Here is a 13,816-nt window from a genome sequence, read left to right on the forward strand (position 1 = left end):
ATTCCACTTTGGAGAGTTTCGAGTGCTTGCTTGTGGTTTTTATATTCTTCCGGCTTATAGTTAAGGCAGACGTTAGTTAGGAAAAAATCTTTTGGTATTACAATAATAAGACTGCTATCTTTCCGCCATTGTTGGATAAAGTTTATCCAAATAGGACGCTGATTTTCTGAGATTTGTTTTTGTAGAAAATGAAGAGCTTCTGTTTGGTTTTCTAAAGGATTCTTATTGTATGACTCGCACACATCAGCAATAAAAATAGGTGATAGTTCAACTGGTTTTGATGCTGTTGTTTTCTCTGGTTTTGGAGGTGGGGGAGTTGGTCTTGGTGTTGGAGGAATTTGATTTTTATTTGCCTGGCTAATCATTCTTTTAATATTCCTGAGATTAGGTTGAATTGGAATACCAAATTTAAATCCTTTTAATGCAACTGATTTATCTTCACCTAATATACGTTGACCATCTTTGTCTAATACTAAGTTACCAGCACGATGAATTCCAACTAAACACCCTTTTTCATCTAGCACAGCACCACCACTCATTCCTTTAGCTATAGAATTGTCGTAAGTTAAAGCAGGTTTGTTTTCTATTTGTTCTGTAGAAGAAATAATTCCTAAAGTAATATGTAAACCAGGTAATTTCTCAGAAACAGGATATCCAGACACATAGACCTTACTACCTGCTTTAATATCATCGCAATTTAAATAATTAGCAACTGAATAATCTTTAGTGCTAGTAAACTTTAAGACAGCTAAATCAAGATTAAGTTCTTTCCCGTATCCTTTAACTTCATATCTTTGCTGATTGTAAGTTACAATCCTTAATCTTTTTAGCTCTGTATCATCTAAATCATATATAGTATGATAAGCAGTCAAAACATAAAAAGTATTTTTATCCTTTGTAAGCATTACTCCAGATCCTAAACTTTTAAATTCTTTTCCGTCTTTTAAAACTAGCAAAACAGTAATTTTTTCTGCTTCTTCCCTAACTTCTGCACCTGTTAATGCCGGAGTAGTTTTAGGCTGAATTATTGCAACAATTACTGTGACAATAACAATAGCTAATAAACTGTTAAAATTTTTCATTTTATTGCTCTCCAATATATAATTAATACATTTAGCTATATATAGTAGTTTCTTACTGTAAATACTCCTTTTGTAGCCTCATTGAAGTCTCTTAATCTCGCTCTTATAGCGTTTTTACATGAGATGCAAAAAAAAGAATTTCTTATTTAGAATAGTAAAAAAATTCTGCACATCTTCTTGTTTGTTGACTTTTACCTCTGGCCTATAAAGTGGAGATATTTTAGACACAACCCAAGTGGAAATACTATATAAAAACTTAAAAGTTGCTTAAATTTGGAGTAAAACTACTCAATTCAATCTTGTTGTGGTATACTCGCCAATTAAACTTTCTAAAAAGTCTTGTATAGCAACAAGATAGTGATACAAGCAAAATAAATTGTTGTAAGTTATACATATATTATATAAGATATACTGTAATTTAGTATACAAAGCATATCACAGATAGAGAGTTTTCATTATTCTGATTTGGTAAATCTACTATGAAGTTAAAATTTTGTCTGAAAGGTAGCTTGGTCAGTATTCTTAGCCTGTTGAGCTTGGCAGCATTTCCCCTTACTGTTCGTGCTAATGAGAGTATTAAGGATAGTTGTACAAGTGACTCACCAGTTATAAAAATTTCCCGCCACGCGAAGCAAGAAAAAGATTTATTATTAAGAGAATTAAATTTCAGGTTCGATCAAACTTTCCCTAATGACCTAGACAGGGCACAACAACTCTGTCAAGAAAGTTCTCAAAAATTACAGGTTTATCTTAACAGTGGTCGAGAGTTAAAAATCATTCCAGCAAAACAAAACAATCGAATTATTGTTTGTTTAACATCAGAAGATTCTTGTACTGCTAATAGTGAAGAGTTATTTGCACTTAAAGCAGAAGAAAGCCCTGAATTGCTAAAAAACTTAGTAGAAGAAAAAATTCCAGATAAAGTTTATGAAGATGATGCGTACCTATCAACAGTTGGTTTGAGAGGAAATCGCTTTCACACAATGCTTCAAATGTTGATACCTTAAGATAACATTCGTAAACCAAGATTAAGTTATTGTTTTTTTATACTCCCCTCTTTTTAAGCTGTCTTTACCTTAAATAAACGGGGAGAATTTTTTAATACTTTTATTACAGGAAATTGAACCTAAATTATTTCATACCAGAATTTATAGATGTTTGACCAACATCTTCTATAGAAATATGAAAAATTAGTTTTTACCAAATATTCAATTTACCTCTAGTTACATTGTTCTTAAATTGCCTTAATTCTTGACAAATTATTTTGTTTGTATTTGATGCACAGTTATTATCATTAAGTGCCCGATTCAAGTCATTAATTAGGGTATTCTCATATTCATAAGTTAAAGAATTATTATAATTTCCTAATTTACTGCTCATTTCTAGTTTACAAATCGAAGCTCTAATACCAAGCTTTGAAATCTTTGGGACATAGGAATCTAATTTACTACAATCTCTTAACGCCTCATCAAAGTTTCTTAACTCACGCCTTACTCTAGCTCTGTCTAATAAAATTTTTGCTTTTAATCTATTATTTAGAGCGTGATTGTCTATAAGATCGTTATAATATTTTTCTGATTCCTCAAATGTTCCTTGTTTCGACAAAACTTCTGCTAAATTTTTTGTAAATACTATTTTTAAAGGTAAACTTTTTTCTTTTAATTTTTTCAAATCGTCTAATTTTTTTTGATTTTTTTGATCTTCTGAAGCTTCTTGAATTTTTCCAACAGCTTCTTCAACTTTTTCAACAGCTTCTTTAAATTTTCTGACAGCTTCTTGAATTTTTCCACTTTTCATTAACGTCTCTCCCATATTAGATAAACTTCTTGCATAGTCAATAAGGTTTTCAATTGCTATTGATTGATCGGGATTTTCTTCATAATTGAGACCTTCAAATTGCCTTATTGCTTCCTCGTGATACTTAATAGCTTCTTCGTAGTTTTGTTGTCTCTGAAAATAAACTGCTATACAATCATTAGCTAATGCCTTATTTTCTACTGCTAATTCCTTATCTTTTTGTTTTTTTGCTTTTGATAAAGCTTTATCGCAAGAAGATTTTGACTCTTCTAGATTACCCAATTGACCATGTATATAACCCATATTTATCCAAGGTCGGGGATCTTTACTGTTGAGTTTTGCACTTGTTTTAAAATTCCTCCGAGCATTTTCATAAGATTCCTTTGCCTTTTGAGCTGAGTCAAGCATTTTGTATTGTTCTGCCGTATTTATCAGTTTTTTTCCATCTTCAAAATTTTGCCGAAATGAACCCGATGCAAAATAAACCCAAGCACCTCTACTTAAAATAACTACCCCAAATATCATCCCAGCCACCCAAAACTTCCGCTTAATTAATGATTGAAAATCAAAAATATTTTTGCCCTTCAATCTTGCTAAATCATTTAGAACTTCTTGTGCAGATTGATAACGGCTTTTTATATGATCGAAAGCCACCATCTTATCCAAAATTCTGACTAATTTATCATCAACTTGATTGTTACTCCAGTGATATTTTCCAGTTTTTTTATCCCGCAAACCTAACTTATATGGCTCTTTTCCTGTTAAGGCTTGAATAGCAGTTATTCCTAGAGAATATATATCACTATTACATCCAATTTGTTCATTTCCTTGAGCTTGTTCGGGCGACTCATAACCCTTAGTTCCTACTGATTGTGTAGAGCTACTAGACTGACTGACATTTTCGTAACCAATCACCGCTTTTTTAACTGAACCAAAGTCAATCAAGACAAACTTTCTGTCAGAAAAACGTCGCATAATATTAGAAGGTTTAATATCGCAGTGAATTACATCCTTACTATGAATAAAATTTAATATTTCTAACAGTTGGTTTAAAAAATCAATAACTTGATTTTCGTTCCAATTTTTTTTACTCAACTCTTGGCGAATATCTTCACCTTCTATATATTCTTGAACTAAATAAAAAGCCTGGTGATAATTTTCTCCCAACTCTTCAAAATAATCAAAAAATTCAGGAATTTGATTGTGTTCCTCTAAGCGCCCTAAAGCATCTACTTCCTTTTTAAATTTTTTCTTTGGTTCACGCCTTTTATGGTTATAATTATCAGATTTCAGTTGCTTAATTACACAAATATGACTTTTATTTTCCTCTCTTTCTTCTGCTAGATAAGTATTACCAAATTTGCCACTACCTAAATAATCCTTAATTATATAGGTATTATTTTTAAGAGTTTTACCTAGCATTCTAAAAGGTTCTAAATCTGCAAGAACATTCGCTGCAGATTGATAACGTTCCTCTGGATCGGGAAGTACCATTTTTTCTAAAATTTCACAGACTTTTTCGTTTATTTCGTAGCGTATATTGCCCCATTCTACTTCTCCTGCTTTCCAATTATTTCCTAAAGGATCTTCTCCTTTTAAACCTTCAATTGCTACTAAACCCACAGAATATATATCACTACAAAAGTTTACTTTTCCTTTCCTTTGTTCGGGAGCACAATAGTAATCATTACCATAAGTTACAGTAGTTAATAAATCTCCACTATAATTTAAGCTTATTAACTTTACTAAACCAAAATCTATTAAGTATATTTTTCCATCCTGCTTGTGTCTCATTAAGTTTGCAGGATAAATATCACGATGAATCAAATTGTTTCCAGATATGTTTCTGGTTTGCATATATTCTAATATTGTCAAGATATCTATGAGAAAATCAATGACTTCTCTTTGATTCCATGTTCTTCCATTTTTCTTATTATTTTTAAATTCTTTTCCTAGATTATCACCCTCAATATATTCTTGAACTAAGAACATACTTTCTTCTTGATACCCTGGTAAATTATCGGGAAAAAAATCAATCATTTTCGGAACTTGAGGATGATTGATTTCTTTCAAAACATCATATTCCTTTTCAAAGTATTGTCTTGCTTTATTCCCAAGAGTAGGTTCACTAAAATCTTTTAATATCTTAACTGCACATTTAGAGTTCTTATTAGATAAATCTTTTGCTAAGTAAGTAGTACCAAAACTACCTTTACCCAGGAGGTCTACAATACTGTATTTACCATTGATTATTTTATTTATGAGAGGATCTTTGGGAAATTGTTCGTTGCCCTGATTCATTTTAGTATGAGAAAATATTTACTAATTTTATAAAAAACAGTTTGAAGTATTCAATTATTATTGTTATAGCAGATAATTTTTATATAAAAACTACCTGAAGTCTCTATAAAACCCTTCATACTTAAATATGAAGGATTTTCTTTGCCAGAACATGAGCATTAATATTCATCTAAACGTTAGTTAGAGACCTGCACTCTCAGGTCACAGAAGCGTCGGGAGGAAAATCAATCAATCTTGCAATTTAACACTTAAAATACCAAAATATTAAGACTTAATCAGCAAATATGTAGATGGTTGAAAAAGCCTACAAATTTATATTTTACCCTACTCTTGAATCAGAAAATTTGCTGCTGAGGATCTTTGATAATTACTCATTGCTATAAAATCAAGCCTACTCCTGAACAGTCAGCCAAAATTGATTATTGGCTGGAGCTGTTACGGAGGCATTGGAATTACGCACTCGGTCAAAGGCTAGACTGGTTAAGCCAGACCAGGTGTCAAATAGACCGATACTCAATAGTATAATATTTAAGACTGCTGTAGGTATTGATGTAGGTTTAAAAGAGTTTTTGACTACTAATACTGGTGAGACTGTTCCTGTACCTAAATTTTATAGAAAATCTCAATCTAATAAGTGCAAGAAAGCAAAGAAAAGCATCTAGAAAAGAAATAGGGTATAACAACTGGAAAAAGGCAAATTGATAATTGATAATTAATAATTAACAATTAACAATTAGAAGAATTTAATTTGACTAAATAAACTTCTAAAAATTAATAAGTTGTGAATAATTAGTTTCCTTCTTTCATTATTAACTATTCATTGAATACATATTCCTAGACAAAGAGAAGGTTTCCACTATAAAACTGATCATAAGCTAGTTAAAGAATATGATTTAATTGCCGTCGAAAACCTGAAGATTAAAGGTTTAGTGACGAATAGCAAATTATCAAAATCAATTTACCGAAAAATTGAAGCTGAGCCACTCCGCGACCTAAAGGTGCGCGGGTTCGGGCATTACTTCCAGCTTTTCGTCCTTAATGACTATCTGGCTGGTTGCACTTACATCAACTGATGTAAGACCCTCGATGGAAAGCTGTTCTGCGGACACATGACTGTTCCGGATTTCGTACTCGCCTACTTTACTTACAGCTTTGCGATATTCTTCCCATCCCTCCATCAACAATGGCTCCATTGCCGAATACTGACTAGCAGCATCCGACTTCGCAGAAGCGATTCGTCATGCACGAATCTACTAAGGTAGGCACTGAAGATGTCCCGGTGCATCCGAACGCCCGTAGCATCCACATGAATGCGCTGGGATAAACTCTTCTTGATACGTGAGCCGTTAAGATGTGTTTGGGATAATGCCGTCTTCGAAGTCTCAAACTTATCTAGTTGCCCACCAGCATTTTCAGCTTTGCGGGTCAACTCGGACTGAAAAAAACCAGGAGACTTAGCAGCTATTGCTTTACCATATCTCTTTTGCCAAGCTTTAACCGAAACCTTCTCGGTTTTAAACTCGTTACCATGACGCAGCAATTCATTAGCTAAACCTCTGTTACTAGACTTAGCATAACTAGACTTACGGCGTTCTAAATTAGCCTTTTTACGGCGGAGTTTTAGATAGTTTGATGTATATAGACCGTGATGGCCTTCTCTTGGTTTAGTTGATCCGTCATGCCTAGAAACATGACATAATCAAAATCAATGTAGTCCGAGCTGTCCAGGAGATTGTTAAAACTCTCAAAACCTTTCCGGATAATGGGGGTGGTGGGACTTGAACCCACACGACTGTTAAGGTCAACGGATTTTAAGTCCGTAGCGTCTACCATTCCGCCACACCCCCATAATTGAGAGAATTGCATGAGCTTTTTATGCTCATTTTTTTATTTAATCACAATGTTCAAAGTTTTGGCAAGTATTTTGAAGAGAAATTAAAATAAAAAAATTATTAAGGATTTTGGAGCGAGTGTCCACAATTGGTTGTAGTTTGGAATCCCCAAAGAACAAAGATTGCTGTCTCCTAAGTCCTGCTTCAATTTTTGTTAAAGTCCAGAATTTAGTAATTTTTGGCAAACATTTGAGCAAAAAATAAGGTCAATAGTCTCCCATACTGGTATCCCAACTTTCTACCTACATTTGCTACTTCTGAAATGGTAGTCGTCTGGTCGAAAACTAAATAGGGTTTGCTCAAACAAAGTCTTATAGTTGAGGATAGAATTCAGAATGCGCGAATTCGCGCATTCTGAATTTAGAGGAGTTAGGACAAAATATGGAATAATCTGGAGGTTGGCTGGAAAAACAGTCATCCAGACAATACTATATTAAATAGAATACGATTCACTATTGTAATTTCTCAATCTTGTTTATGAACTTAGACCTAGACACGAATCTGATAATCATTATTATTTATGCAGCCCTGGCCGGAGCCTATCTCCTAGTAATGCCAGCTATAGTTTATGCTTATCTCAATACCCGTTGGTATGTTGCTAGTTCCATTGAACGGGTCTTTATGTACTTCTTGATGTTCTTATTCTTCCCTGGTATGTTGGTTTTGTCCCCATTTTTAAATTTTCGCCCTAGACGGCGACAGATTGAAGGTTAGATAACAGTATAATGCGACGAATTGATGCTATTGGAATAAGTATCGGTATTTTTGCTGCTGGTGGTATCCTCTACTTGGTATTACAAATAGTAGGAATAAATAGTACCAATGCTGGTATTTGGACACAAGCTGTTTTGGTCGGTGGCTTATTTATCTGGCTGCTGACCTATTTATTTCGGGTTGCGAATACAGATATGACTTATAACAAACAGTTAAATGATTATGAGGAGGCTGTGCTGCAAAAGCGTCTGGAAGAAATGACTCCAGAAGAGTTGGCTCAGTTGCAAGCTGAAGTTGAACAGGAAAAGGCAAACAAGACAGAAAAGCAGGAATAAATTATCTATCCAATATTGAAAATTAAAAATGATTTCAGTTTCTCATTGTTTTGAATCTCTACGTAATTCAGAAAATGGTCCCCAATGTGCTTTGATTCCCTTTATTACGGCAGGAGACCCAGATTTGGAAACTACGGCAAAGGCTTTAGAGGTATTGGATAGTAGTGGAGCCGATCTTATAGAGCTGGGTGTCCCTTATTCCGATCCTTTGGCTGATGGTCCGGTAATTCAGGCTGCTGCGACTCGCTCTTTGAGCCGGGGGACAACTTTGGAGTCAGTTTTAGAGGTGGTACAGACGGTTAGTCCGAAGTTGCGATCGCCAATAATTCTATTTACTTATTACAACCCGATTTTATATCGAGGGGTGGAGAGCTTCCTGAAAAAAATTTATGATGTGGGTGCTAGGGGTTTGGTCGTGCCAGACTTGCCGTTGGAGGAGGCGGATATTTTGTTGAAACCAGCAAGAAATATTGGGATAGAGTTGACTTTGTTGGTGGCTCCCACTAGCCCAAAAGAGAGAATAGAGGCGATCGCTCGTCAGTCTCAAGGATTTATTTATCTGGTGAGTGTAACTGGGGTGACAGGAATGCGTACTCAAGTACAAACGGGAGTACAAGATTTGTTGGCACAAATGCGGGGGGTTACTGATAAACCTATTGGTGTCGGTTTTGGTATTTCTCAACCGGAACACGCTTTACAGGTAAAAAAGTGGGGGAGTGATGCGGTTATTGTTGGTAGTGCGGTGGTGAAGCGGTTAGCTGAGGGAACTCCGGATGAGGGGTTGGAGGCGATCAGGCAGTTTTGTCAGAGTTTGAAGACGGCTATTAGTTGAGGTTATAGTAAGCTAGGCGAAGTTTTAGAATTATCTAGTGGAGAAGAAAATGTATGGAAGAAGTGGAAAGTTTCTTAGATACTTCCTATGTTGTCACAAAATTGAAGCCTGATTATCCTGTAGCTTGCTAAAGTGCAAAAATATAGACTATCCTAGACAAATCTGTACACAATGTCTAGGATATGAAACAATCACGAATTTGCAGAAAGATTAGGAGTTAGCGTAAAAACTTTACAGCGTTGGGATAATTCTGGAAAGTTAAAAGCCAAGCGCGTATAGGTCAAATCACCGCTACTATACCGAAGAGGTTAAAACCTCAATCTACGAAACGTCAAGTTGTTTGTACAGAGATTGCAGACTCTAGTACCGTAAAAGAGTTAGAGAAATATGTCAATATCTATGATGTCAGTTTCAATGATGGTTATATTGGATTAACGAATAGTATTCGATGTGGAAATTATCTTCTTTGTGCATCTAATATTGATGAACTGTATCCATCCCATAAATATTATGAACTGGAAAAATCAAAGATTAAGTCATTGAATCAGCTCTGCTCATCTTTGAGAATGGAACCTGTATACTTTAACCTCTCGGAATTTCATAAATCTGGCGCTCTTCTATCTTGTATGATTATGCACTTGAATCGTAATAATTTTACTTAGAGAGTAGAAACAGAAGAGAGGTTCTAAAATGAGCAAGAACTTCTCCAGTTCAATTTACACAACTCTAAGTAGGTACGCACAAAAAAGCTTAACTATATTAAGTTTCATAAACTAGCTCCAAACTCTGACTTACAGTTTATTTGAGGTGAATTTACATTTTGTTACATAGTGACAAATTTTAACGCCGATCTACTTATTAAAACTGACAGCTATGAATCTTATCCCTGACTGGAAAACTGATACTGTGACCTTAGTTCTGCCGAATGTATGGATCGAATACTATAACGAATATTTGACTGAACTAGAAAAATTTTATATCGAAATTGCAAAGTACGATCGGGTAATTTGCCTGGTTCGAGATCAAGCTCATGCTGAAAAGATGGTGAAACTTACTAACTTAGATTTATCGGTTTTTAAAATTGCGAATGTAGAAGATATTTGGATACGAGACTTTGCTCCAATTCAGTCAGAGCGAGGCTATATTAAATTTATTTACAAACCTGAATATGATGATGAATTAGATTGTAAATATATTGAAGAAAGTTTGATAAATTACTTTAATAAATCAATACAAAAATCTGTAAATACCAGCTTTATAGACATAGAATTAGAAGGGGGAAATTTTGTTCATAATGGAAAAGGAACGGCAATTGTAACCGAAAAATTATATGCTCAAAATCCCCAGAAAAGCAAAGAAGAAATTAATCAACTCATCAAAGAAAAAACTTCAATTGAAAAGCTAGTGGTCGTTCCAAAACAGCCTGGAGATATGACGGGACATATTGATGGAATGCTTCAATGGATTGATTCCGATCGAATTATGATGAATGATTATCAAACTCAAGGTTCTGATTTGCAGATGTTTATTAAGAAGTTAGATAGTTGTTTAGAACAGGAATTGCCAGAAGTTGAGAAAGTGAAAATTCCCTATTTTATTTCAGATCAAGAGTATCTTGGTTGGACTGATGAACAAGGAAACTATATGAATTTATTGAGAACGCAAAACCGAGTATATGCCCCCATTTATAATCAGCCAGAAGATGACAGTATTCGAGAAATTTACAATCAAGTTTTTGGCAACAATGTTAGTTTTATTGAATCTGGGGCAATATCAAAGTATGGAGTTATTCTCCATTGTATGATTTGGAACTATTTAGCTTCGTGATTAATCAGGTATTAGCAGAAGTTATTACTGTCGGGACAGGTTTAACAAAAAGATTTCTAAGTGTAAAAAACCCGCCCCTAGTATTTGAGTGTAACTAATCAAAAATATCTGATATCAGTTGAAAAATTTTGATCCTGATAGGTATCATTTTTTCCAGGCTGATTGATAATATACTGGAGAACCTGTATCTGAAACAAAATGACAAGCTAAGTAAGAATTAATGAAACTCTTCCATATTGGTTCGCTTGACTTGCGATAATATTTACCCAGGATAGGTTTGATTGCCTCTGTTGCTGTTTTCAGGTGATAGTGAGGCATATTTAGGAATATGTGATGAGCGACATGAGTACCAATGTCGTGATGAATGGAATTGATGAAACCATAGTCGCGGTCAATACTTGATAATGCACCTTTGAGAAAATACCAATCATCTCCACGATACCAAGGAATATCCGGTTCTGTATGGTGTAGGAAGGTGACTAAATCTAGCCACATCACAAATATCACATAAGGAACCAAGTAATATTTTACTAGAAAAACCCAACCAAATTGATAGGTCAGGAAACCAAGAAAGCCTACATTAACATCCAGAGTGCTGAACTGGTTAAAACATCCCATTTTTCATTAGGACGGAATAATGGACTGTCGGGCATGAAATGCGAGCCTTCACGATTTGGCGATCGCCTAAATAGATAGAATGGATAGGCTAATAATACTAAATAAAAGCGACCTAGCTTTTCAGGCCAAGACATCATATTATACTTACTCTCGGTAACTGGATACCAACTTTCATCAGTGTCAATATTTCCGGTATTGGCGTGGTGAGTTCTGTGGCTGATGCGCCAACCGTGGTATGGTACGAGAATGGGAGTATGAGACAGATGCCCAATTAAATTATTCACCCATTTATGTTTGGAGAAGGAACCGTGACCGCAGTCGTGCCCTACTACAAATAATGCCCAAAACATGGTTCCTTGCATTAACCAGAAAATGGGAAAAAAGAACCATGAATCTAGATTGTAGGCAATGGCATATAAACCTGCAATAATCCCAATATCTAGAAAGAAGTAGCTCAGAGACCTCCAGAGGGAAGGTTCAAAACAGTGAGGAGGAATAGCTGCCTTCACCTCTTGGAGAGTAAAGGGTAACTCTATTTTTGAGGGAGTTGAGTTTGTGTCAGTTGCTTGATCGAGAACAGTGTTTGATTGCACTAAATTTTTCAGTTTATCTAGTATGACCGATATTTCATCTTTACACAAGCTACACCGTTTCACGGAAGTCAAAAGTCAAAAGTCAAAAGTCAAAAGTAATATTTGCTCGGCTCAAAACTCTGACGTTAAAGTAATTTCAGCAAATAATTTCAAATTTTAGATGTGAAATTATTTGTGACATCTTTAAAAGTGAATTGGTATTATATGGAGCAGGTTAAGTTCCTATCAGTTACCCCTGGCTCTGCTGAATAAAAACAGAGAAGAGGGGTAGAAATTTATGGAACTTTTACTGCACCAGGACAAATTCCATTAGCTCAGAAAAAAGAGCTGGTAGTAGTAAACAAGTAGGGATTTTTGCTATATCTCTCTTAATACAAAGAGAGTTACACCAACTCGTAAAACTACTTCTACAAGACTACCAAGTAGCTAGTGGAAGATGAAACAGTATATACTTTAGCATAATCAGGGAGTAGTTAGGCACAAAAATTTTCTTAATTAGGACTTGCTGATTAAATCTGAAACAGTTAATAATAAAGTTTTTAGCCTTTTTGAGTTTGAAAAAAACTCATTTTAGTCCTAGGTATGCTCCTGGAAATCCGATTTTGTTGGATGATTTGCTACAGGAGGCGCGGGCTATTTTTCCTAATACTGATATGGCTTATGATTTTCTCAGTTATGAGATTCCTAGACGGAATGGAACTTCTGAGTTCCTAGCAAAGGCTAAATCTTAGTTTTATCATTTTATGAAGCACCCGAATAGGAAAACAATTTAAGGTTTTTTCCTACTATGCCTTCCTGGAAATTTTCGGCTTTGGTTTAAGTGGCCATTGTTTTGTTGTTTGTGAATGGGGGTGGTGGGACTTGAACCCACACGACTGTTAAGGTCAACGGATTTTAAGTCCGTAGCGTCTACCATTCCGCCACACCCCCATATATAGGGCTAAATGCAAAGCAAAAGTTAAAAGGCAAAAGTCAAAAATAATCTATGACTGAGTTTGATAATTTAGAAATGTCCTAAACTTTGCTTTGATTAGTATTATTATAGATAGAATTTAATGAGTTTATTTTGCTCATTTCTCTATTTAATCACAATGTTCAAAGTTTTGGCAAGTATTTTGAAGAGAAATTAAAATAAAAAAATTATTAAGGATTCTAGGTAAGGAGATTGATCATTTTGTGAAGCTCGAAAATTTAGTGATTTGGGGAAAGGGCTGAGGTTCATTAATGGATAATGGATAATGGATAATTACAAGAAGGTTAAAACTGCGAGGGAATTGAATATAAGGAAATTCAAGAGCACTTTCTTTCCCCTATCCAAGGGGAGGCAGAGTAAGCTGAATTATTTAATTAATAAATGATTGGGTAAATCCCCAAAAATTTCTTGGCGGGACAAAATATGGAATAATCTGGAGGTTGGCTGGAAAAACAGTCATTTAGACAATAGTATATTAAACAGCATACGATTAACTATTGGAATTTCTCAATTTTTTGTATATGAACTTAGACCTAGACGCGAATCTAATAATCCTAATTATTTATGCATCTCTGGCCGGAGCGTATCTCCTAGTAATGCCAGCTATAGTTTATGCTTATCTCAATACTCGTTGGTATGTTGCTAGCTCCATTGAACGGGTTTTCATGTACTTCTTGATGTTCTTATTCTTCCCTGGTATGTTGGTTTTGTCCCCATTTTTAAATTTTCGCCCTAGACGGCGACAGATTGAAGGTTAATGCGACGAATTGATGCCATTGGAATAAGTATCGGTATTTTTGGTGCTGGTGGTCTTCTCTACTTGGTATTACAAGTAGTAGGGATAAATAGTAC

11 protein-coding genes, 2 tRNA genes and 3 pseudogenes are annotated in these 13,816 nt (G+C 34.8%); 11 read left to right on the forward strand and 5 right to left on the reverse strand.

The window, feature by feature from the left end; all coding sequences use genetic code 11:
* The coding region (locus F6K22_RS00800; protein WP_293092293.1) for a S1 family peptidase at window positions 1-1,082 on the reverse strand (1,082 nt) is incomplete at its 3' end.
* A gap of 479 nt (window positions 1,083-1,561) precedes the next feature.
* Between F6K22_RS00800 and F6K22_RS00805 the strand changes: the two genes are divergently transcribed.
* Window positions 1,562-2,089 carry a COP23 domain-containing protein gene (locus tag F6K22_RS00805; protein WP_293092295.1) on the forward strand — a complete coding sequence of 176 codons (528 nt, stop codon included), beginning with the start codon at window positions 1,562-1,564 and terminating at the stop codon, window positions 2,087-2,089.
* Between the two features lie 190 nt (window positions 2,090-2,279).
* On the opposite strand, the gene F6K22_RS00810 is transcribed toward F6K22_RS00805, so the two are convergent.
* A complete protein-coding gene (locus F6K22_RS00810; RefSeq protein WP_293092297.1) occupies window positions 2,280-5,180 on the reverse strand; it encodes a protein kinase domain-containing protein in 2,901 nt (966 codons plus the stop codon).
* A 290-nt stretch (window positions 5,181-5,470) separates the two neighbouring features.
* On the opposite strand from F6K22_RS00810, the gene F6K22_RS41640 reads away from it, so the two are divergent.
* Both F6K22_RS41640 and F6K22_RS00815 read left to right on the forward strand, forming a co-directional pair.
* Window positions 5,471-5,563, forward strand: a complete 93-nt coding sequence (locus tag F6K22_RS41640) for a helix-turn-helix domain-containing protein (RefSeq protein ID WP_363272575.1) — start codon at window positions 5,471-5,473, stop codon at window positions 5,561-5,563.
* Entirely contained in the window at window positions 5,541-5,705 is a 165-nt protein-coding gene (locus F6K22_RS00815; RefSeq protein ID WP_363272577.1) for a helix-turn-helix domain-containing protein, read from the forward strand. Before F6K22_RS41640 ends, F6K22_RS00815 begins: the two co-directional genes overlap by 23 nt.
* Window positions 5,706-6,943: 1,238 nt before the next feature.
* Here the strand turns inward: F6K22_RS00815 and F6K22_RS00820 are convergent.
* Window positions 6,944-7,027, reverse strand: a tRNA-Leu gene (locus F6K22_RS00820).
* A 522-nt stretch (window positions 7,028-7,549) separates the two neighbouring features.
* On the opposite strand from F6K22_RS00820, the gene ndhL (F6K22_RS00825) reads away from it, so the two are divergent.
* From ndhL (F6K22_RS00825) to F6K22_RS00845, 5 genes and pseudogenes are all read left to right on the forward strand, one after another.
* Window positions 7,550-7,786, forward strand: coding sequence for an NAD(P)H-quinone oxidoreductase subunit L (gene ndhL / locus F6K22_RS00825; protein ID WP_293092299.1), 237 nt, complete (start codon window positions 7,550-7,552; stop codon window positions 7,784-7,786).
* Between the two features lie 11 nt (window positions 7,787-7,797).
* The gene (locus F6K22_RS00830) at window positions 7,798-8,121 is read left to right on the forward strand and encodes a DUF3007 family protein (RefSeq protein ID WP_293092301.1); all 324 of its coding nucleotides are present in this window, start codon (window positions 7,798-7,800) and stop codon (window positions 8,119-8,121) included.
* Window positions 8,122-8,149: 28 nt separating this feature from the next.
* Window positions 8,150-8,953, forward strand: coding sequence for a tryptophan synthase subunit alpha (trpA, locus tag F6K22_RS00835; protein WP_293092303.1), 804 nt, complete (start codon window positions 8,150-8,152; stop codon window positions 8,951-8,953).
* 195 nt (window positions 8,954-9,148) lie between these two features.
* Window positions 9,149-9,254, forward strand: a pseudogene (locus F6K22_RS00840) (MerR family DNA-binding transcriptional regulator); the annotation flags it as partial.
* 572 nt (window positions 9,255-9,826) lie between these two features.
* Window positions 9,827-10,780 (forward strand): agmatine deiminase family protein, encoded by a 954-nt coding sequence (locus F6K22_RS00845; protein WP_293092305.1) that lies wholly within the window; start codon window positions 9,827-9,829, stop codon window positions 10,778-10,780.
* Window positions 10,781-10,924: 144 nt separating this feature from the next.
* Here F6K22_RS00845 and F6K22_RS00850 read toward each other — a convergent pair.
* A pseudogene (locus F6K22_RS00850) lies at window positions 10,925-11,991 on the reverse strand (DUF3474 domain-containing protein).
* Window positions 11,992-12,545: 554 nt separating this feature from the next.
* Here F6K22_RS00850 and F6K22_RS00855 point away from each other — a divergent pair.
* Window positions 12,546-12,722 (forward strand): annotated as a pseudogene (locus F6K22_RS00855) (ribonuclease Z); the annotation flags it as partial.
* Window positions 12,723-12,837: 115 nt separating this feature from the next.
* Here F6K22_RS00855 and F6K22_RS00860 read toward each other — a convergent pair.
* Window positions 12,838-12,921: transfer RNA gene (locus F6K22_RS00860), tRNA-Leu, on the reverse strand.
* Window positions 12,922-13,485: 564 nt separating this feature from the next.
* On the opposite strand from F6K22_RS00860, the gene ndhL (F6K22_RS00865) reads away from it, so the two are divergent.
* Both ndhL (F6K22_RS00865) and F6K22_RS00870 read left to right on the forward strand, forming a co-directional pair.
* Entirely contained in the window at window positions 13,486-13,722 is a 237-nt protein-coding gene (ndhL, locus tag F6K22_RS00865; RefSeq protein WP_293092307.1) for an NAD(P)H-quinone oxidoreductase subunit L, read from the forward strand.
* A partial coding sequence (locus F6K22_RS00870; protein ID WP_293092309.1) for a DUF3007 family protein occupies window positions 13,722-13,816 on the forward strand: 95 nt, incomplete at its 3' end. The genes ndhL (F6K22_RS00865) and F6K22_RS00870, both read left to right, overlap by 1 nt.

This window comes from Okeania sp. SIO2F4, assembly GCF_010672385.1.
In the GTDB taxonomy this organism is placed as follows: Bacteria; Cyanobacteriota; Cyanobacteriia; order Cyanobacteriales; family Microcoleaceae; genus Trichodesmium.